Origin of the sequence: Pseudomonas sp. W3I7, from assembly GCF_030816095.1 — a bacterium.
Classification (GTDB): Bacteria; Pseudomonadota; Gammaproteobacteria; order Pseudomonadales; family Pseudomonadaceae; genus Aquipseudomonas; species Aquipseudomonas salomonii.
This window is the reverse complement of record NZ_JAUSXP010000001.1, coordinates 480,636-500,446: the sequence shown is the minus strand read 5'-3', so window position 1 is coordinate 500,446 and position 19,811 is coordinate 480,636. Positions and strand designations below refer to the sequence as shown.

Below are 19,811 nucleotides of genomic sequence, written 5' to 3'. Positions count from 1 at the left end.
CCAGCTCGGGGTCGACGCCCATCAGCGGGCGCCGACCGTCACCAACCTCAGTCAGTCAGTTTTTCTGCCAGCGCCTTGACGCGCGCCAGGTCGCCTTTTGCCACCTTGGTCACGCCAGTGCCGTACTCAGGGTCAGCCTTGTAGAGGAACGACAGGATGATGTGCTTGCTCTCGTCATCGGTGGTGGCCAGGGAGCCGCCGAAGTTCTCGATCAAGTCCTGACGCTCTTTCTTGCTATAGGAGCGGTACAAGTCACCGGCCTGCTTGAAGTTCTGCTCGCGCTGGATCTTCGCCTGCTGGGTGCTGCCCGACAGCGCCGACTGGCTGTAGCGCGCGGCTTGCGGCTCTTCACGCGGCAGCAGGCGGCTTGGCTGGTAGTTCACGCCCGTGGTGGTCTTGCCGGTGTTCATTGCGCCATCCTGGTTACCGTTGTTGACGGTAACGCGAGGTGCGTTGATCGGCAGTTGCAGGGCGTTCGGCCCCAGGCGGTACATCTGCGTGTCGGCGTAGGAGAACACCCGACCTTGCAGCAGGCGGTCTTCCGACGGCTCGATGCCCGGCACCAGGTTGGCCGGGGCCATGGCCACTTGCTCGGTTTCCTGGAAGACGTTGGCCGGGTTGCGGTTCAGCACCATCTGCCCGACTTTGCGTTCCGGTACGTCAGGCCAGATCTTGGTGGCATCCAGTGGGTCGAAATCAAACTTGGCCAAATCCTCAGGCTTGAGCACTTGCACGTACAGGTCCCACTTGGGGAAATCGCCCTTGTTGATGTGAGTGACCAGGTCGTTGGTCATATGGCTGTAGTCACGCCCCTGCACTTCGGTTACTTGCTTGGGGTCCAGGTTCTTGATGCCCTGCAGGCTCTTCCAGTGGAACTTGACGTAGTGCACTTCGCCCTTGGCGTTTATCAACTTGTAGGCATGTACGCCGTTGCCGTCCATTTCGCGATAACTGGCCGGCGTACCGGAGTCGGAATACAACTCGGTGAGTGTGCGGGTGGATTCTGGAACATGGGAGAAGAAGTCGAAACGACGGGAGTCATCGTCGAGGTTAGTGCGCGGGTCCGGTTTGAACGCATGGACCATGTCCGGGAACTTGATGGCGTCGCGGATAAAGAACGTCGGGAAGTTATTGCCTACCAGGTCCCAGTTACCTTCGCTGGTGTAGAACTTGGTGGCGAAACCGCGCGGGTCACGCAGGGTTTCCGGGGAATGGTTGCCGTGCACCACCGCCGAGAAACGCACGAATACAGGGGTGGCTTCACCGGCTGCGAAGACTTTGGCTTTGGTCAGGTCGCTGAGGTTGTCGGTAACGGTAAAAGTGCCGTGGGCGCCGGTGCCACGGGCGTGAACCACGCGCTCCGGGATGCGTTCACGGTCAAAGCGCTGCAGCTTTTGAATAAGTTGCACGTCTTGCAACAGCACCGGGCCATTGGCCCCGGCGGTTTGTGAATTCTGATTGTCGCCCACAGCGGCGCCATTATCGCGGGTCAGGTTGGCGGCGTGTACGGAAAGGGACAGCAGGCTGGCAGTGACCAGTGCCAGCGCACAGCGCGCTGAAACGGGCCCGCGGCTCATTGACGTGTTCATCGAGGTTTCCTCTGGCTTTTTTAGTGCACATTCAGTTGTGCTTGCCAGAGGCTAGTGACCTGCGAGTCAGAAGATAAATAGAAAAACACCACCGGGCTGATTAAGAAAAAAATGTGGTAAGCCCCTGAATTGAAGCGTATTCCGCGCGCGATTGGTGGCACTTTGCAAACTATTTGCGATTTAATCGGTCGATAAAAATTGACAGTGTTAACGGTTGTGTCGAGCGAGCGGGCTACGACTGACTTACACTGACCTCCACCCTTCTAATCTGTAACAAGGAATAACCTATGGGCGTGATCAGTGAATTCAAGGCCTTCGCGGTCAAAGGTAATGTGGTCGACATGGCCGTCGGTATCATCATCGGCGCCGCGTTCGGCAAAATCGTTTCCTCGTTTGTGGGCGACGTGGTGATGCCACCCATTGGTCTGCTGATCGGTGGTGTGGACTTCGGGGACCTGGCGATAACCCTCAAGGCCGCGCAGGGTGATGTGCCCGCCGTGGTCCTGGCTTATGGCAAGTTTATCCAGAGCGTCATCGACTTCGTGATCGTCGCCTTCGCCATCTTCATGGGCGTGAAAGCCATCAACCGCCTGAAGCGCGAAGAAGCTGTAGCCCCAAGCCTGCCGCCGACGCCGACCAAGGAAGAGCTGCTGCTGGGTGAGATCCGTGATCTGCTCAAAGCACAGAACGACAAGCCGCTTTAACCCGTGTTTGCCTGGAAAAGGCGCCTGTTTCAGGCGCCTTTTTTATTACCAGTAATTTTCTACCGCCACTTGCCCAGGGCGCCGGCTAAGGCTCAATTGCAGGTCGCGCTGCTTGAGCAATTGGCGGGTGTCATCGACCATCTGCGGGTTGCCGCAGATCAGCACGCGGGAGTGCTCCGGCGTCAGTGCTACGCCGGCAGCGCGCTCCAGCTCGCCATTCTCGATCAGCGTGGTGATGCGCCCGTTCAGCGCCCCAGGGTGCTGCTCACGGGTGACAATGGGAATGTAGGTGAGTTTATGCGCGTACTCGGCCAGGTACTCACGCTCGCCCAGCGTGTCAATCAGCGACTGATACGCCAGCTCTTTGGCCTCTCGGGCGCTGTACACCAGCACGATGCGCTCGAATTTTTCCCAGACCTCGAAGTCCTGCAGAATCGACAAAAACGGTGCCACCCCGGTGCCGGTTCCGAGCAACCATAGATCACGCCCGTCCACAAAGCGGTTCAAGGTCAGATAGCCAGTGGCTTGGCGCTCCACCCTCAAGGTATCGCCCACCTTGAGGCGGCTTAACTCACTGGTGAACTCGCCCCCCGGAACGACAATAGAGAAGAAGTCCAGGTGTTCATCAAAGGGCGAGGACACAATGGAATAGGCGCGCCACACCGTGCTGCCGTCCGCCTTGGTCACGCCCAAGCGCACAAACTGGCCGGCGGTAAACCGAAAGCCCGGGTCACGGGTGGTGCGCAGGGTAAACAGGCTGGGCGTCAGCGATTGCACCTCGAGCAAGGTCTGGCGGGTAAATTTCTCAGCACTGGACGTCATGAGGGGCTCCGTTGAACAGGTGCCCTAGTGTCCCCCAAAGTCGCGCAGGGAAACACCGGTGGTTTGTACTGGCATTGCCACGCGCACCGGGTAACCGTTCGCGTGCAAGCGCTGAAATCGAATCTATCCCGTCCAACTAAACATTTAGCTATTTCTCACCTTCCAACAGGCCATTACCTGTCACTGTGTATTTAAACCACTATCAATTTAATATCACCGCCAACACATTAATATCATTAGATTTTTCACTGCAACAGCGATACATGTACAAAAGATGACTCGGCGTATAAGTATTAAACAAAGAAAATACGAACAATCAGTAAATTTTTTTTCACGCTACGAGTTGTAGGCTTTGTCCTACACTGATTTCCGTACCCGCTGGGAGATAGGACGTGCCCAGGCAACAACACCTATGGAGAGTTACCGATGGTCAACTGGCGCAATACACGACTCCCCAAATTGGAAGGTGAGAACAAGATCAACACTATTTATGAGATGGTGATCAATCACACCTATGAGCTCGGGTTCCAATACTGCTCCTTCACGATGAGTTCACAACAGTCAGACACTCAAACAAAACCCATTCACTTCAACAACTATCCAAACGAATGGAACAACGTCTACAAACAAGCGCATTTCTTTGACATTGATCCGGTCGTCGCCCACTGCAAAAGCAGTGTGATGCCCATCGTGTGGGATGAAAAAACATTCAACACCACACCGCACTTATGGTCGTTGGCCCAATCCTTTGGTGTGCATTTGGGATGGACCCAGGCCGTGCACGACTTTCAAGGCGTGTTCAGCATGCTCACCCTGGGCCGCAGTAACGGCGAAGTCAGCCCGGAAGAGCTTTACGAGAAAGCCGGCCAGGTCCTCTGGCTTTGCCACGTGATGCACGCGGCGGTGGCACAAGAATATGCCGAAAAAACCAGCGTCACGGCGCCTTGCAAGTTGACGCCACGAGAAACAGAAATCCTCAGGTATTCAGCCTTGGGCAAGACGGCGTGCGAAATTGCCATGATCCTGTGCCTGTCGGAGCGCACCGTGGGCTTCCATATCAGCAGTTGCTTGAGAAAACTTGGGGTCAATAACAAGATTGCGGCCGTGCTTTGCGCCTCCAAAGCCGGGTTGTTTTAACCGCTGAAGAAACACCGCATGTAATCCCGCCGAAAAAAAAGTAACATTTACGGCCAATTCTGAGTGTTGATACGGCGCATTGGCGCCACTTCGTTGTTCACTCAGATGGTTGCGCCGGCCGCCCGTGCCCGCTGCCGCCCCATCGATGACCCAGAGCTCCCCCCGCCATGCCCCTGCTTGACAGCCCCTTCGCCCAGCTCGACCTGATTCGCCAGCCAGAGCAACACAATGACCCGTTGCAGGCCTTCGATGCCGCCGACGAGTACCTGCTCAGCTACCTGGCAGAACAGCAGCCTGGCGCGGCAACCCGTGTGCTGGTGCTCAACGACAGCTTCGGCGCCTTGGCGGCCAGCCTTGAAGGCCAGGTGCAGGTCACGTCCAGCGGCGACTCGTTTTTGGCGGCCCAGGGTCTGGAAAAAAACCTCGTACGCAACGGCAAGACCTTTGATGCCGTGGCATTCGTGCCCGCCAGCCAGCGGCTGGCCGGGCCGTTCGACCGCGTGCTGATCCGCGTGCCAAAAACCCTGGCCCTGCTGGAAGAACAGTTGATCCGGCTGCAAGGGCAGTTGGCGCCAGGCGCTCAGGTAATAGCCGGGGCGATGATCAAGCACTTGCCACGGGCGGCGGGCGAATTGTTGGAGCGCTATATCGGCCCGATGCACGCTTCCCTCGCCATGAAAAAAGCCCGGTTGCTGATCGCCACGGCTGAAGACCGCCCGGCCGCCGTCTCGCCCTACCCTACTCGCTACACACTAGACACACCGGCCATCGAGCTGTTGAACCACGCCAATGTATTCTGCCGCGAAGGCCTGGACATCGGCACCCGCGCCTTCCTCCCGCACCTGCCAAACAATCTCGGCAGCGCGCGCGTGGCGGACCTGGGCTGCGGCAACGGCGTGTTGGCAATTGCCAGCGCCCTGCAAAACCCCGACGCGCAGTACACCCTGGTGGATGAGTCCTACATGGCTGTGCAGTCAGCGGCCGAAAACTGGCAGGCCGCCTTCGGTGCGCGCGAGGTCACCGTACGCGCCGCCGATGGCCTCGCCGGCCAGGAACCGCAATCTTTGGACGTGGTGCTGTGCAACCCGCCGTTCCACCAGCAGCAGGTAGTCGGCGACTTCCTGGCCTGGCGCATGTTCCAGCAGGCGCGCGAAGCGCTGGTAGTGGGCGGTGCCCTTTATATCGTCGGCAACCGCCACCTGGGTTATCACAGCAAATTGGCGCGTTTGTTCCGTGGCGTTGAACAAGTAGCCGCCACGCCGAAGTTCGTCATTCTCAAAGCCCGCAAATAAAAAAGCCCTCGTAGCGAGGGCTGGAAAACCGGGCCGCAAAGCCCGGATCGGGATATCAGTGAGTGGTCAGGCCGGCCGCATTCATGAACATGCGCATCAGGCTGGCCACGACGAACAGGGCCAGCACGCTGCCGGTCCAGATCATCGCCAGCCACCCCAGGCGCCGCCACAGCGGTTGTTTCTCGGCCTGTTCAATCTCGTGTAACGAAGGTTTGCCGGACATACAACGACCCTCCTAGTGGTAGCCGTCTTCGTGGGTGACCTTGCCTCGGAACACGTAGTAGCTCCAGAAGGTGTAGCCCAGGATAAACGGGATGATGAACAACGTGCCCACCAGCATGAAGCCCTGGCTCTGCGGCGGTGCGGCAGCGTCCCAGATCGACACGGAAGGCGGAATGATGTTCGGCCACAAACTGATACCCAGGCCACTGTAGCCGAGGAAAATCAGCACCAGCGTCAGCAGGAACGGCGTGTAGTGCGCATTACGCGCCACCGCGCGGATCAAGCCGTACATGGTCACCAGCACCAGGATCGGCACCGGCAGGAACCAGAACAGGTTCGGCAGGGTGAACCAGCGCGAAGCGATTTCCGGGTGCGCCAGCGGCGTCCACAGACTGACGATACCAATCACCGCCAGCACCACAAAGGCCAAGGGCCGCGCCAGGTTGTGCATCTGCTCCTGCAACTTGCCTTCGGTTTTCATGATCAGCCAGGTGCAGCCGAGCAAGGCATAGGCGACCACCAGTGCAACGCCACAGAACAGGGTGAATGGCGTGAGCCAGTCCAAGGAGCCGCCGGCAAACTGGCGATTCACCACCGGAATGCCATCGATAAACGCCCCCAGCGCCACGCCCTGGAAAAACGTCGCGGCGATGGAGCCGCCGATAAACGCCTTGTCCCACAGGTGACGCTTGTCGTCCTTGGCCTTGAAGCGGAACTCAAAGGCCACGCCCCGGAAGATCAGCCCGATCAGCATCAGAATCAGCGGCAGGTACAGCGCCGACAACACCACCGAATAGGCCAGCGGGAACGCGCCAAACAATGCCGCGCCACCGAGTACCAGCCAGGTTTCGTTGCCGTCCCATACCGGTGCGACGGTGTTCATCATCACATCACGGTCGACTTTGCCGGGGATAAACGGAAAGAGGATGCCGATGCCCAAATCGAAACCGTCCATCACCACGTACATCATGATGCCGAAGATGATGATCACGGCCCAGATCAGCGGAAGATCAATACCCATCTCAATTCCCCTTGTGCTGGATGTGGGCGTGGTCGTCGTCGCTGCCGTCATCGGCGGCGGACAACGGACGGGCCGGTGTACGTTTCTGGCCAGGGCCACCATGGGTTGGCTCGCTGCCTTCGTGAGTCTGCGGACCCTTGCGCACCAGGCGCATCATGTAGCCCAACCCGGCGCCGAACAGCGCGAAGTACACCACCACAAACAGCACCAGCGTGATGGTCATCTGCGCCAGGCTATGCCCGGAGGACGCATCCGCCGTGCGCATCAACCCGTAGACCACCCACGGCTGGCGGCCGATTTCGGTGGTGAACCAACCGGCAAGAATCGCGATCAAGCCGGACGGGCCCATCCACAGTGCCAGGTACAGGAACGGCTTGGACGTGTACATCTTGTCGCCCCGGCGCAGCCACAGGCTGAACAAACCGGTGAAAATCATCAGGAAGCCCAGGCCGACCATGACCCGGAACGACCAGAACACAATGGTCGAATTAGGACGGTCTTCAGGCGGAAACTCCTTGAGCGCCGGCACCTGTTTGTCCAGGGAGTGGGTCAGGATCAGGCTGCCGAGATACGGAATCTCCACCGCGTATTTGGTTTTCTCGGCTTTCATGTCCGGCCAGCCGAACAGGATCAGCGGCGTCGGCTCATTACCGATATTTTCCCAGTGGCCCTCAATCGCGGCGATTTTCGCCGGTTGGTGCTTCAAGGTATTGAGGCCATGGAAGTCACCGATCACCGCCTGAATAGGCGCCACGATCAGGGCCATCCACATCGCCATCGACAGCATGGTGCGGATCGCCGGGTTGTCCTTGCCGCGCAGCAAATGCCAGGCTGCCGAAGAACCGACGAAGAATGCGGTCGCCACAAAGGCGGCCGTGGCCATGTGCATCAGGCGGTAGGGGAACGACGGGTTGAAGATCACCGCCAGCCAGTCGGTGGGAATCACCCGGCCGTCGATGATTTCAAAGCCTTGTGGGGTCTGCATCCAACTGTTGGAGGCCAGAATCCAGAAGGTCGAGATCAGCGTACCGACGGCCACCATCACCGTGGCAAAGAAGTGCAGCTTGCGCCCCACCTTGTTCCAGCCGAACAGCATCACCCCGAGAAAACCCGCCTCAAGGAAGAAGGCCGTGAGCACTTCGTACGTAAGTAGCGGCCCCGGTGACGGCACCGGCGAAGTCCGAAAAGCGACTCCAGTTGGTGCCAAACTGATAGGCCATGACCAGGCCCGAAACCACCCCCATGCCGAAGTTGACGGCAAAGATCTTCGACCAGAAATGGTAGAGGTCACGGTAGGTGTCGTTATGGGTCTTGAGCCACAAGCCTTCCAGCACCGCAAGGTAACTGGCCAGGCCGATGGTGATCGCCGGGAATAGGATGTGAAACGAGATGGTGAACGCGAATTGAATTCGGGCGAGATCTAGCGCCTCCAAACCGAACATAAGTCTTCCTCTGTCAGGTAATACCGGCTGCTGGCGGGAGCCTGCACCCACTGCCCCCACGGATATGGAGTGTGGCGAATTTCAATTCGTTTCTTTTTTTACCCATCACGTAGGGATTCTGGCCTTGCGGCCGCCAGACCAATCCCGGGGCCGGTTTTGATCTGGATCAAGCATTGCTGAAAGAGTAGTCCCATTTTCGGACGAAAGCCGTGTGGTTCATTGACGCGTGACAGGTTGCCTCAGCTCAGTTCTTGCAACTATTTGTTACAGCTTGATGCTAATCTGCCTGCTCCCTCTGCTCCTGACCTGACTTCCCGATGCCTAGTGAACCTGCGTTGCTGTTGCGTCACCACCGCCCTTTCATCGCGTTCTGGCTGGCGCGCATCTTCACCGCCAGCGGTTTCCAGATGCTTACCGTGGCCATCGGTTGGAACCTCTACCAACTGACCGGCAATGTGCTGGACCTGGGCCTGGTCGGCCTGGTGGAGTTTATTCCACGCGTGCTGTTCATGTTGCACACAGGCCACGTGGCCGATCGTTATGAGCGGCGCAAGGTCGCCGCCATCTGCCAGACCGTGCAGGCGTTGATTGCCCTGTCCCTGGCCATCGGCGGCCTGACAGGCAACGTGACCCGCGAGATGATCTTTATCCTCGCCTTCCTGCTCGGCGCCGCACGCTCGTTTGAGATGCCCACCACCCAAGCACTGCTGCCGAGCATCGTGCCCAGCGCGCTGTTCCCGCGTGCCGTGGCCTCGTCGCAATCGGCGCAGCAACTGGCCACCATCGTGGCGCCGGCGTTGGGCGGCTTGCTCTATGCGTTTGGCAGCGTGTGGGTGTATGGCCCGACCGTGGTGCTGTACCTGATCGCCTGCGTGCTGACCCTCAACCTGCCCGCGCGCCAGACGCCGCTCAATAAAGCCAAGGCAACCATGGATTCACTGCTGGCCGGGATCCGCTTTATTCGCAGCCGCCCGGACATTCTCGGCGCCATCTCGCTGGACCTGTTCGCCGTGTTGCTGGGCGGCGCCACGGCGTTGCTGCCGGTGTTCGCCAAGGACATTCTGCTGACCGGTGCCTGGGGGCTGGGCCTGTTGCGTTCGGCACCGGCGGTGGGCGCGTTGTTGATGTCGCTGTGGCTGGCGAGGTTCTCGGTAGACCGGCATGTCGGGCGTGTGATGTTTACCGCCGTCGGTGTGTTTGGCGTGGCAACCATTGCGTTCGGCCTGTCGACGTCGTTCTGGTTCTCCCTGGCGGTATTGGTGGTACTGGGCGCAGCGGACATGATCAGCATGGTAATCCGCGCATCGTTCGTGCAACTGGAAACACCGGATGAAATGCGTGGGCGGGTCAGTGCGGTCAACGGCCTGTTTATCGGCGCATCCAACCAACTGGGCGAGTTTGAATCGGGGATTACCGCCCACTGGTTCGGCACCGTGCCCGCCGTGGTCATGGGCGGGATTGGTACGCTGTTGGTGACGGGGGTGTGGATAAAGCTGTTTCCGACCCTGGCCAACCGCGATCGGATGCATGTGCCGGTGGAAGAAAAAAGCGCTTAAGCACTTTTTTTGCCGGCTGCAAGGTTCACCGAGTGGACCTACCAGCAAACAGAAGAAATCTCACTTCAACGACTGCAACGAACTACATAGGCAATGGAACGCTACCTACAGCATCGCCACTCAGGAGGTTCCTAATCCAGTCATAAAGTCTGAGGTTTTTTCATGCATATCGGCCCGCCACGCCTTGATGCTTACTCCGTGCTGCCTGAATCTGCACCTACGCGCCATAAGCGTTCAATCGATTCATCCCCACCTGATGATCAAAAACTGGTGCAGCAAACTGTGCCGGCTCCCGACTCGTCTGCCAGTGGATATATCGACGTCAATGTTAATCCAGACCCGGGCAAAAGCGTCGGGGCGGGTCAGAAAACGCCTCTACCGGTTGTCCTCGAACCCAACACCAACCTCGACCCGGTCAGCCAAGAGATTCGCGGCGCCTTCAAAACAGTTCAAGAAGAAGCCTCCATTTTTCTGAAAAATAAATTTGCCGAGATGGCGGCAAAGGCGACCACTCCAGCCGAAAAAGAAAAATGGGATATCGATCCCGACAATACCTACGTTGTTACATACGACTACAACTCCACGGGTGAAAAACCTTACTCCGCGAAAATCATCAAGCGAATTTCATTGACCGAGGCACTTATTGCCAACGATCGGAGCACGCCTAAAGGGGAAGGCCATCCAATTGCCTTCTTCCCAGGCGGACCCGAGGTCATCGTCAAGCCCGAATTGAAAACGCACAAACCTGGCATCTTCGATTTCCGCAGCCGCTTCCACCCGGGGAATGAAAAGGCTGACACTACACATACCTATCAAGGCATTTACAAAGAGTCCGCTGGAGAACCTGCGCCGGTTTACAACGGAGGGAACCAAAGCGCACTCACACCCGACGAGTTCAGAGCTCTGATTAAAAATGCGGACTATCAAAAGCCTTACAATCAATTCCTGAATGAGTTCTGGAGCAGCCACGAAAAGAACTATCCGCCCCTGGCCAAAGCGGCTCTTGCTAAAGCCGCCATGAGCCAGCGCCAAGAAGGCAGCCTCAGCCCACAAGCTCACGACCTGGTGATGCGGGCAACCGGATTGTCAGGCAGTGAGGCCTCATGGCCGGACCTCACACTTGAAGACTTACAGAAAAACCCGCCAAAGGATCCCACTATTGAAGTTGGGCTGCTGAAAGTCGGGCACTTTCAATCCACCGACCTTATGTACATCACGGACAACAAAGTCAGACTTGGCGCCGACGGTAAAAAACTTCCGCCCCTCACACTGCTTTACATACCGGGAAACTCTTCGCCCATTCACAGCTTCAACAGTCAGGCTGAAATGAAAGCTTGGTTCGCTGAGCAAATGAAAGACCCCCACAAGCGCGAAGCAATGGCCGCGCACTTCCCTCTCAAAGACAAACCCAACGGCTACGGGCGAGCAGGCATAGTTGAGACATTGGCCGGGTTGGGCACATGGCCTGAAAAACGCGAACCTCCGGGAGGATTATTTTCCTATGACCATCGAGCGTTCAGAGGTTTCTGGAACCCTCAGGATTTCATCGGCACAGAACCTAGCCAATCGCCGTTCGATGAAGTCACAAAGCGTCAGAAAGATCGCTCGTATGCAGATGCTGCTGTGGACATCACCAGCAACTCGGACGTTATCAAGAAAAAAATCATCTCAGGCTTGGAAAAAGCAGCCAAAGCAGCCATGTTTCTAGCACCGCTGGCTTTGCTAATGCCTGAAGTAGCACTGGCATTGGATGCGTTCCATCTGGCCAATGGAGTAATTCAGACAGGTATCGGCATTGACGACAAGATACAGGGCAAACCCACTGGCAACGAACGAATACTATTCGGTTTTTTCAACGCCGCCGCCGTTGCGCTTCCCTATATCGCGCGGGCCGGCAGAGCCGGTGAAAGTGCCGCTGGTGAACTCGAATCTTCTTCAATAAAACCTAGTGCAGAAACTGAGCCGACAGCCCCGGGATCAGAACCCGCTAGGCCTAACGCGTCTGGCGCCAATCGCATGAGCCCCTCACAGTGGCACGATCTGAGCGAATATGCAGAGACCAAAGGAGAACAACTGATCGCGGGTGTAACGCCCAACAAAGGTATCTATCAAGTCAAGTCCGTCAGAGGCGAAGATCGTTGGTTTATCCGCATGACCAATGAAAACGGTGCCCACCAGGTTTATGAGATAGATGGCCGGTTTAAACTGCGCAACGGCTATGCCGATATTATTGACCCCTTTTCCAAAAAGCCGGTGATGACCGTACACGCCACTGTGGACGGGCGATGGGAGCCGATCAATGGACCAGGAGGCATAAAACTCCCATGGACCAAGGACAGCCCAAGCGCTGATCAGTTTGATCCTGCTGCCTATGACCCTCCCGCTCAAGGAAAACCTTCAACGTCAAAGGCGTCCCAAAAAACAGATGCCGAACTGAAGAAAGATGCGAGCAGCTTTCATAAAAAAGCGAAAACGAAACAACCTCCCAAACTCTCGGACATCCCACAAGATTCGCAGCCAAATAAAATCATCGACTCCGTCTATCAAAAGTCGACAGGCATGGTCCTTGGTGAGGACCATTCACAATCCGCTGGATTACGATTTCTAATTGACCATGCAGATGATTATAAGAGCGCCGGAGTGAAAACCCTGTACTCAGAGGGTTTTGAACACTCTCTTCAGCCAGATTTGGATAGGTTTTTCGACACAGGTGAATTCTCACCCGCCTTACGGAAAAACTTAAAGCTCATTGACCGAGCGCATATCGCACATGAGCCCTATACGAATAGAAATCTGCTGTTGACCATGCGAAATAAAGGCATACGCGTTAAAGCCATTGACGTGCCCTCGGTAGAGCCAAAGACCACCCGACTTAAAAACATGAACTACTATGCGACTAAAGTGATAGAGAGAGATCAGGCCCTGCGCCCAGGTGAAAAATGGGTTGCCCGGGTGGGCAGCGAGCATGTGTTCTCATACGACGGTGACCCGCCCATTCGAGGAATCTCTCAACTGACAGGTGCAACCGGAATAACCGTCGATGAAGCCGCTGCCGGTGTGCCAACCTCCGTCATTCAATCTCTAGACAAAACGGAGCTCTATGTAGAACTGAAACACCCTTGAAGATCCGGTGATTGAAGGCGTCAAGCAACCACCGATTTCTGCCGCGTGCGTGTCTGTTGGCCAAAATCGGTGGCTGCGCTGGATCGAAGGTTAACGCTATAGCACTTTATCCAAAGTGACAGGAAACTCCCGCACCCGCTTGCCGGTGGCATGGTAAATCGCATTTGCCACTGCGGCCGCCACCCCGACAATGCCGATTTCACCCACGCCCTTGGAGCCCAGGGCGTTGACGATTTCGTCGTGTTCGTCGACAAAAATCACTTCAATGTCGCCGATGTCGGCATTTACCGGGATGTGGTACTCGGCCAGGCTGTGGTTCATGTAGCGCCCCAATTCATGGTCGACCTGGGTCTCTTCATGCAGCGCCATGCCGATACCCCAGACCACGCCGCCGAGGATCTGGCTGCGGGCCATTTTCGGGTTGACCACTCGCCCGGCGGCAATGGCGCTGACCACCCGACGCACCTTGATCGTGCCCAGGTCTTCGTCGACCTGAACCTCGACAAACACCGCCGAATGGGTCGCCGTCGCGTAGCCTTCACGCTTTTTGTCTGGCTGGCTGTCAACCTGGACGGCTAATACCTCTTCGCCACTGTCCTTGACCAGTTGCGCCAGGGACACACTCACGTCCCCTGTGTGCAACTGGCCGTCTTCAAAGCGCACAGTTTCTGCGTCTTTGAACACCGGGTAAGTCTGCCGGGCAATCGCCAGCAGTTTGGCGTTCAGCGCTTCGCAGGCCTGCTGCACGGCTGTGCCGACGGATGAGACGGTAAACGAGCCGCCCTGTAACGGCGCCGTGGGTAACGATGAGTCTCCCAGCAGAAAACGCACATCGGCCATCGCCACACCGCTGGTTTGCGCGGCAATCTGGGTCATCACCGTGTAGGTGCCCGTGCCGATATCGGTGGTGGCGCTGCTGACGGTCAATTGGCCTTGGGCATCCAACTGCGCCTTGGCGCTGGCCTTCATCTGCAAGGCTTCCCACACACCACCGGCCATGCCCCAACCGATCAACTGGTTGCCGTCACGCATGCTGCGCGGCTCTGGGTTGCGCTGGCTCCAGCCGAAGCGCTCGGCGCCTTCGCGGTAACACTCGCGCAGGGCTTTGCTCGACCAGGGTTTGTCTTCGTTCTGGTTGCGCTCGGCGTAGTTGATCAGGCGCAGTTGCACAGGGTCCATCCCCAGGGCGCAGGCCAGTTCATCCATCGCACACTCCAGGCCAATCACGCCCAACGCGGCGCCCGGCGCGCGCATGTCCATCGGCGTGGACACGTCCAGGGGCACCAGTTTGTAGGTCAGTTGCACGTTGTCGCAGTGGTAGAGCATGCCGCTCCATTCCACCACATGTTCGCTGAAATCTTCGAAGCGCGAGGTCTGGCCAATCGCAGTGTGGCCCAACGCCAACAGGCGACCATTGGCAGCAGCGCCCAGTTGCAAACGCTGCAGGGTGCGCGGGCGGTAGCCGAACGTGAACATCTGTTGACGGGTCAAGGTGACGCGCACCGAACGCTTGAGCGCCAGCGCTGCCATTACCGCCAGCGGCAATTGATACTGCGGGCGCAGGCCCGAGCCAAAGGCACCGCCGACGAATGCGGCAAAAATCCGTACCTGGCTTTTATCCAGGCCGAAGACTTTTTGCACATAGGCCTGGCAGTTCTGCGGGCCCTGGGTCTTGTCGTGGATATGCAGGGTGCCGTCCGGCTGATACAGCACGGTGCTGGCGTGGGGCTCCATCGGGTTGTGGTGCTCGATGGGCGTGCTGTAGTGCATATCCAGGCTGACGGCGGCAGCGGCCCATTCGGCCTGGAAGTTGCCCCGTGGCTTGGGCGGCGTTTGCGGCGAAGGGTGCGCCTGCTCCTGCAGGGCCACAAGGTCAGTGGCAAACGCCTCGCTCGCGTATTCGATCTCGACCAGCGAGGCAGCGTGCCGCGCCAGTTCAAGGTTGTCGGCGATCACCAGCGCCAGGGGTTGCCCGTTATAAAGCACGCGGTCGTTATACAGCGGGCGAAACGGCGAGCCGTCGGCCGCATCGGCGTCGGCGAAGGCCTCATCGTAGCTGGCAAGTTGGGGGCGGTTCAGGTGGTCAAGCACCCTGACCACGCCCGGCAGCGCCAGGGCTTTGGACGCGTCGATCCGGATTACCCGGCCCTTGGCAATCGTGCTTGAAACAACACTGCCATGCAGCAAGTCGTTGCCTGGAAATTCACCGGCATAACGCGCCTGGCCGGTGACCTTGAGCAGACCGTCAACACGGTCCAGGGGTTTGCCGACGGCGGTCATGGGCGTTCTCCTGCGACAGCGGCGTCGCTCAGGGCACGGATAATTGCGCGGCGTGCCAGCTTGATTTTAAAGCGGTTGTGTTCCAAGGGTTCGGCGTCCTGCAGCAAGGCGTCAGCGGCCTGGCTGAAGGTTTCGCGGCTGACCGCTTGCCCGATCAGCGCGGCCTCCACGGCCCGATCGCGCCAAGGTTTGTGGGCCACACCGCCAAGGGCCAGGCGCGCATCGACGATGGTGTCGCCTTCCAGTTCCAGCGCGGCGGCAACGGAGACGAGCGCGAAGGCGTAGGACGCACGGTCACGAATCTTCAGGTAGTGGCTATGGTTGGCGAGATGATCCGGCGGCAGTTCGATGGCGGTGATCAGCTCGTCGTCGGCCAGCAGGTTGTCGCGCTCGGGCGTGTCGCCGGGCAAGCGATGAAAGTCGGCAAATTCAATCACCCGCGCACCGCCACGCCCTTCCACATGCACCCGCGCCTGCAGCGCTGCCAGGGCGACGCACATGTCCGAGGGATGGGTGGCCACGCAGTGTTCGCTGGCGCCGAGGATCGCATGGATGCGGTTCAACCCCGCGCGCGCCGGGCAGCCGCTGCCAGGTTCACGCTTGTTGCACGGCACGCTGGCATCATAAAAATAGTAGCAACGGGTACGTTGCAACAGGTTACCGCCGGTACTGGCCATATTGCGCAGTTGCGGCGAGGCGCCCGCCAGGATGGCCTGGGACAGCAATGGGTAACGCGCTTCGATCAGCGGGTGCCAGGCCAGGTCGGCATTGCTGACCAACGCGCCGATCATCACCCCGCCGTCGGCGGTCGCCTCTACGCCGTTGAGCGCCAAACCGGTGATGTCGATCAGGTGTTCGGGGCGGCTGATGTTCTCTTTCATCAAGTCCAGCAGGTTGGTGCCACCGGCGATAAACCGCGATGTCGCGCTGCTCAGGTGCACGGCTTCCTGCACATCGGCCGGCTTGCTGTACTGGAAAGGGTTCATTGGTCACCTCCCAGCACAACGTCTTCAATGGCATCGCGAATATTGCTGTAGGCCCCGCAGCGGCACAGGTTGCCGCTCATCAGTTCCTGGATTTGCCCAGTGTTGTGGGCGCGGCCTTCATTGGCCAGGCCGACGGCGGAGCAAATCTGCCCTGGCGTGCAGTAGCCGCACTGGAAGGCGTCATGCTGGATAAAGGCCTGCTGCATCGGGTGCAACTGGTCACCGTCGGCCAGGCCCTCAATGGTGGTCAATTCGGCGCCGTCACACATCACCGCCAGGGTCAGGCAGGCGTTGATACGCTTGCCATCACGCAACACCGTGCAGGCGCCGCACTGGCCGTGGTCACAGCCTTTTTTGCTACCCACCAGATCCAGCTGTTCGCGCAGCAGGTCCAGCAAGGTGGTCCAGGGCAACACCTGCAGCTGGCGGTCTTGGCCATTCAGGGTCAGGCGTATCGGGTGGCTGACGAACGGTTTGGTCGTCGTGCCATTAGGGTTCGCGCTCATAAACACCTCACGGGTTGGTGCACATCCGCGGCGTTCAGGAAAGTCGCCGTCTTAGGGCTACGACTTCCCGAGGTAGTGAGCGTTCAAGGGGATTGATCAGAGGATGCTGAACCTGAGTTTCAAGGTGTTTTGCGCGCCATTGATCGAGATATTGCTGTATTCGAACCAGCCTTGGGCCTGGACGTTCAGGTCAAACACATAGATGTAGCCCATCACAATGCCTGCGCCGTTACAGACTTCGCTGATGCTGCCCACCTGACACACCGGCGTGCGTTGCCCATTCAATTCGGCGCCATTGAAGCGCCCCATCGGGCTTTTGCCCAGGCCGACTTCCATCACCGAAACCTTGGTCGGGCCACGATGGGTGCACATCTGGGTGGTCGTCACGCCCGTGGGGATGGTTTCCGTGCAACGTGCCGACTCGACCTTGAATACCCGCACCTCGCTCAAGGGCGGTGCAGCCGCGCCCCACGCCGGTGCCACGAGCCCCAGGCCGATTACGGCGAACAGAGCTAGACTGCTGGCGTTGGCTTTTTTCATGCTGATAACGACCCTGTGTTTAACGTCGGCGCAGTATGCCTCAAGGCCAGATCGGAGAATACGCAGCCTATCCGCCACATCGCGTCGGCTGCTGGTATCATGCGCCGCTTTTTCCGATCCTCTCTGAAACCACAGGCGCTTGGCGCAGTTTGTGCTTTGACTTAGAGGTCAACAAATAACGACGCAAAATAGCGTCACAGGGAGCCGGCATGCTGGAAAAGCTGTTTCAACTCAAAGCACACAACACCAACGTGCGCACCGAGATTCTCGCGGGTATCACGACCTTTCTGGCCATGGCCTACATTCTGTTCGTGAACCCGAGCATCCTCGGCGAGACCGGCATGGACAAGGGCGCGGTGTTTGTCGCCACCTGCCTGGCCGCCGCCATCGGTTCGACCGTGATGGGCCTGATCGCCAACTACCCGATCGCGCTGGCGCCGGGCATGGGCCTCAATGCCTTCTTCACCTACACCGTGGTCCTGCACATGGGCCATACCTGGCAAGTCGCGTTGGGCGCGGTATTCATTTCGGCGGTGTTGTTCTTCCTGCTGTCGATCTTCCGTATTCGTGAGTGGATCATCAACAGCATCCCGCTGCCGCTGCGCTCGGCGATTGCCGCCGGTATCGGCCTGTTCCTGGCGCTGATCGCCCTGCACAACGCCGGTATCGTGGTCAGCAACCCGGCCACCATGGTCGGCCTCGGCGACCTGAAACAACCGGCGCCGATCCTCGCTACCTTGGGTTTCGCGCTGATCGTGGCGCTGGAAGCCCTGGCGGTGCGCGGTGCAGTACTGATCGGCATCCTGGCGGTGACCATCGTGTCTATCGCGATGGGCTTCACCCCGTTCGGCGGCGTGACCTCGATGCCACCGTCCCTGGCGCCGACCTTCCTGCAACTGGATATCAGAGGCGCGCTGGATATCGGCCTGGTCAGCGTGATCTTCGCCTTTCTGTTCGTAGACCTGTTCGACAACTCCGGCACCCTGATCGGCGTGGCCAAACGCGCCGGCCTGATGGGCAAGGACGGGCACATGCCGAAAATGGGCCGTGCACTGATCGCCGACAGTACCGCCGCCATGGCCGGTTCGCTGCTGGGTACGTCGACCACCACCAGCTACATCGAGTCGGCTGCGGGCGTGAGTGCCGGTGGCCGTACCGGTTTGACCGCCATCGTGGTCGCCATCCTGTTCCTGCTCGCGCTGTTCTTCTCGCCACTGGCCGCCAGTGTTCCAGCATTTGCCACCGCGCCGGCGCTGCTGTTCGTGGCCGTGCTGATGACCCAGGGCCTGGCCGAAATCGACTGGGATGACATTACTGTTGCAGCGCCGGTGGTGGTCACCGCCCTGGCGATGCCTTTCACTTACTCCATCGCCAACGGCATCGCCTTCGGTTTCATCGCCTGGACCGCCATCAAGCTGCTTTCGGGCCGCTACCGTGAGCTGAACCCGGCACTGGTGATCCTGTCGATTCTGTTTGTGATCAAGCTGGGCTGGTTCAACGCATGACTTTTGACGCCACAAGCTATACCGCTCAACTGCAAGACAAGGTCACGCGCTTGCGTGACCTGTTGGCACCGTTCGACGCCCCCGAACCGCAGGTCTTCGATTCGCCGCTGCAGAACTTCCGCCTGCGCGCGGAGTTCCGCCTGTGGCGCGAAGGCGGTGAGCGCCACTACGCGATGTTCTCCCAGGACGACAAACGCACGCCGATCCTGATCGAAGAATTCCCGATCGCAAGCCAACGCATCAACCAGTTGATGCCGCAACTCAAAGCCGCCTGGCAAGCGAGCGCAGCCTTGAGCCACAAGCTGTTCCAGGTGGAGTTCCTGACCACACTGGCCGGCGACGCAATGATTACCCTGTGCTATCACCGCCCGCTGGACGAGCATTGGCACACTGCTGCGAACAAGCTGGCGGCGGATTTGAATGTCAGCATCATCGGCCGCTCCAAGGGCAAGCGTGATGTGATCGGCCACGACTACGTGGTGGAAAAACTCGAGGTCGGTGGCCGCACCTTCAGCTACCGCCAACCTGAGGGCGCGTTCACCCAGCCCAACGGCACCGTGAACCAGAAGATGCTCAACTGGGCCTATGAAGCCTTGGGCGATCGCCCGGATGATTTGCTGGAGTTGTATTGCGGCAACGGCAATTTCACCCTGCCACTGGCGACCCGTGTGCGTAAGGTACTGGCCACCGAAATCAGCAAGACCTCGGTGAATGCGGCCTTAAGCAACCTTGATGAAAACGCAGTGGCTAACGTCACCCTGGTGCGCCTGTCTGCCGAAGAGCTCACCGAGGCCCTCAACGAAGTTCGACCGTTCCGCCGTCTGCACGGCATCGACCTGAAGAGCTATGAATTCGGTAGCGTCTTCGTCGACCCACCGCGCGCCGGCATGGACCCGGACACCTGCGAACTGACCCGTCGTTTTGATAACATCCTGTATATCTCCTGCAACCCGGAGACGCTGGCGGCGAACATTGCGCAACTGCATGACACGCACCGGATTACCCAGTGTGCGATGTTTGACCAGTTCCCATGGACGCACCATATGGAGTCCGGGGTGTTATTGACTCGGCGGTAAACTGTGGGAG

Annotated in this window: 15 protein-coding genes and 1 pseudogene; 7 read left to right on the top strand and 9 right to left on the bottom strand. The window is 58.7% G+C overall.

Annotated features, from left to right (window positions below):
- Positions 1-47: 47 nt before the first annotated feature.
- Positions 48-1,589, bottom strand: coding sequence for a catalase (locus tag QF043_RS02435; protein WP_373460654.1), 1,542 nt, complete (start codon positions 1,587-1,589; stop codon positions 48-50).
- Positions 1,590-1,876: 287 nt separating this feature from the next.
- On the opposite strand from QF043_RS02435, the gene mscL reads away from it, so the two are divergent.
- Positions 1,877-2,293 (top strand): large-conductance mechanosensitive channel protein MscL, encoded by a 417-nt coding sequence (gene mscL, locus QF043_RS02430; protein WP_056858221.1) that lies wholly within the window; start codon positions 1,877-1,879, stop codon positions 2,291-2,293.
- A 45-nt stretch (positions 2,294-2,338) separates the two neighbouring features.
- On the opposite strand, the gene QF043_RS02425 is transcribed toward mscL, so the two are convergent.
- Complete coding sequence (locus tag QF043_RS02425) at positions 2,339-3,115, bottom strand: ferredoxin--NADP reductase (protein WP_307417390.1); 777 nt, start codon at positions 3,113-3,115, stop codon at positions 2,339-2,341.
- A 426-nt stretch (positions 3,116-3,541) separates the two neighbouring features.
- Here QF043_RS02425 and QF043_RS02420 point away from each other — a divergent pair, with 426 nt between their 5' ends.
- Together QF043_RS02420 and QF043_RS02415 are read left to right on the top strand one after the other, a co-directional pair.
- On the top strand, positions 3,542-4,252 hold the full coding sequence (locus QF043_RS02420) for a LuxR family transcriptional regulator (protein ID WP_307417389.1): 711 nt from the start codon (positions 3,542-3,544) through the stop codon (positions 4,250-4,252).
- A gap of 167 nt (positions 4,253-4,419) precedes the next feature.
- Complete coding sequence (locus QF043_RS02415; protein WP_307417388.1) at positions 4,420-5,544, top strand: methyltransferase; 1,125 nt, start codon at positions 4,420-4,422, stop codon at positions 5,542-5,544.
- A gap of 55 nt (positions 5,545-5,599) precedes the next feature.
- Here QF043_RS02415 and QF043_RS02410 read toward each other — a convergent pair whose 3' ends face one another.
- From QF043_RS02410 to QF043_RS02400, 3 genes and pseudogenes are all read right to left on the bottom strand, one after another.
- Positions 5,600-5,767, bottom strand: coding sequence for a DUF2474 domain-containing protein (locus QF043_RS02410; RefSeq protein ID WP_010206690.1), 168 nt, complete (start codon positions 5,765-5,767; stop codon positions 5,600-5,602).
- 12 nt (positions 5,768-5,779) lie between these two features.
- Complete coding sequence (cydB, locus tag QF043_RS02405) at positions 5,780-6,787, bottom strand: cytochrome d ubiquinol oxidase subunit II (RefSeq protein ID WP_056858218.1); 1,008 nt, start codon at positions 6,785-6,787, stop codon at positions 5,780-5,782.
- A 1-nt stretch (position 6,788) separates the two neighbouring features.
- A pseudogene (locus QF043_RS02400) lies at positions 6,789-8,229 on the bottom strand (cytochrome ubiquinol oxidase subunit I).
- A gap of 317 nt (positions 8,230-8,546) precedes the next feature.
- On the opposite strand from QF043_RS02400, the gene QF043_RS02395 reads away from it, so the two are divergent.
- Both QF043_RS02395 and QF043_RS02390 read left to right on the top strand, forming a co-directional pair.
- Positions 8,547-9,785 carry an MFS transporter gene (locus tag QF043_RS02395; protein WP_307417387.1) on the top strand — a complete coding sequence of 413 codons (1,239 nt, stop codon included), beginning with the start codon at positions 8,547-8,549 and terminating at the stop codon, positions 9,783-9,785.
- A 162-nt stretch (positions 9,786-9,947) separates the two neighbouring features.
- A complete protein-coding gene (locus QF043_RS02390; RefSeq protein ID WP_307417386.1) occupies positions 9,948-12,908 on the top strand; it encodes a membrane-targeted effector domain-containing toxin in 2,961 nt (986 codons plus the stop codon).
- 96 nt (positions 12,909-13,004) lie between these two features.
- On the opposite strand, the gene QF043_RS02385 is transcribed toward QF043_RS02390, so the two are convergent.
- The 4 genes from QF043_RS02385 to QF043_RS02370 form a co-directional block, all read right to left on the bottom strand.
- Positions 13,005-15,188: a xanthine dehydrogenase family protein molybdopterin-binding subunit gene (locus QF043_RS02385; RefSeq protein WP_307417385.1), complete on the bottom strand. Its 2,184-nt coding sequence runs from the start codon at positions 15,186-15,188 to the stop codon at positions 13,005-13,007.
- Positions 15,185-16,174 carry a xanthine dehydrogenase family protein subunit M gene (locus tag QF043_RS02380; RefSeq protein ID WP_307417384.1) on the bottom strand — a complete coding sequence of 330 codons (990 nt, stop codon included), beginning with the start codon at positions 16,172-16,174 and terminating at the stop codon, positions 15,185-15,187. The genes QF043_RS02385 and QF043_RS02380 overlap by 4 nt, the downstream gene beginning before the upstream one ends.
- Positions 16,171-16,680, bottom strand: a complete 510-nt coding sequence (locus QF043_RS02375) for a (2Fe-2S)-binding protein (protein WP_305455868.1) — start codon at positions 16,678-16,680, stop codon at positions 16,171-16,173. Before QF043_RS02375 ends, QF043_RS02380 begins: the two co-directional genes overlap by 4 nt.
- A 96-nt stretch (positions 16,681-16,776) precedes the next feature.
- Positions 16,777-17,220: a DUF4879 domain-containing protein gene (locus QF043_RS02370; RefSeq protein WP_307417383.1), complete on the bottom strand. Its 444-nt coding sequence runs from the start codon at positions 17,218-17,220 to the stop codon at positions 16,777-16,779.
- 209 nt (positions 17,221-17,429) lie between these two features.
- On the opposite strand from QF043_RS02370, the gene QF043_RS02365 reads away from it, so the two are divergent.
- Positions 17,430-18,725, top strand: a complete 1,296-nt coding sequence (locus tag QF043_RS02365; protein ID WP_307417382.1) for an NCS2 family permease — start codon at positions 17,430-17,432, stop codon at positions 18,723-18,725.
- A complete protein-coding gene (trmA, locus tag QF043_RS02360) occupies positions 18,722-19,801 on the top strand; it encodes a tRNA (uridine(54)-C5)-methyltransferase TrmA (protein ID WP_307417381.1) in 1,080 nt (359 codons plus the stop codon). Before QF043_RS02365 ends, trmA begins: the two co-directional genes overlap by 4 nt.
- The last annotated feature ends 10 nt before the right edge of the window (positions 19,802-19,811 follow it).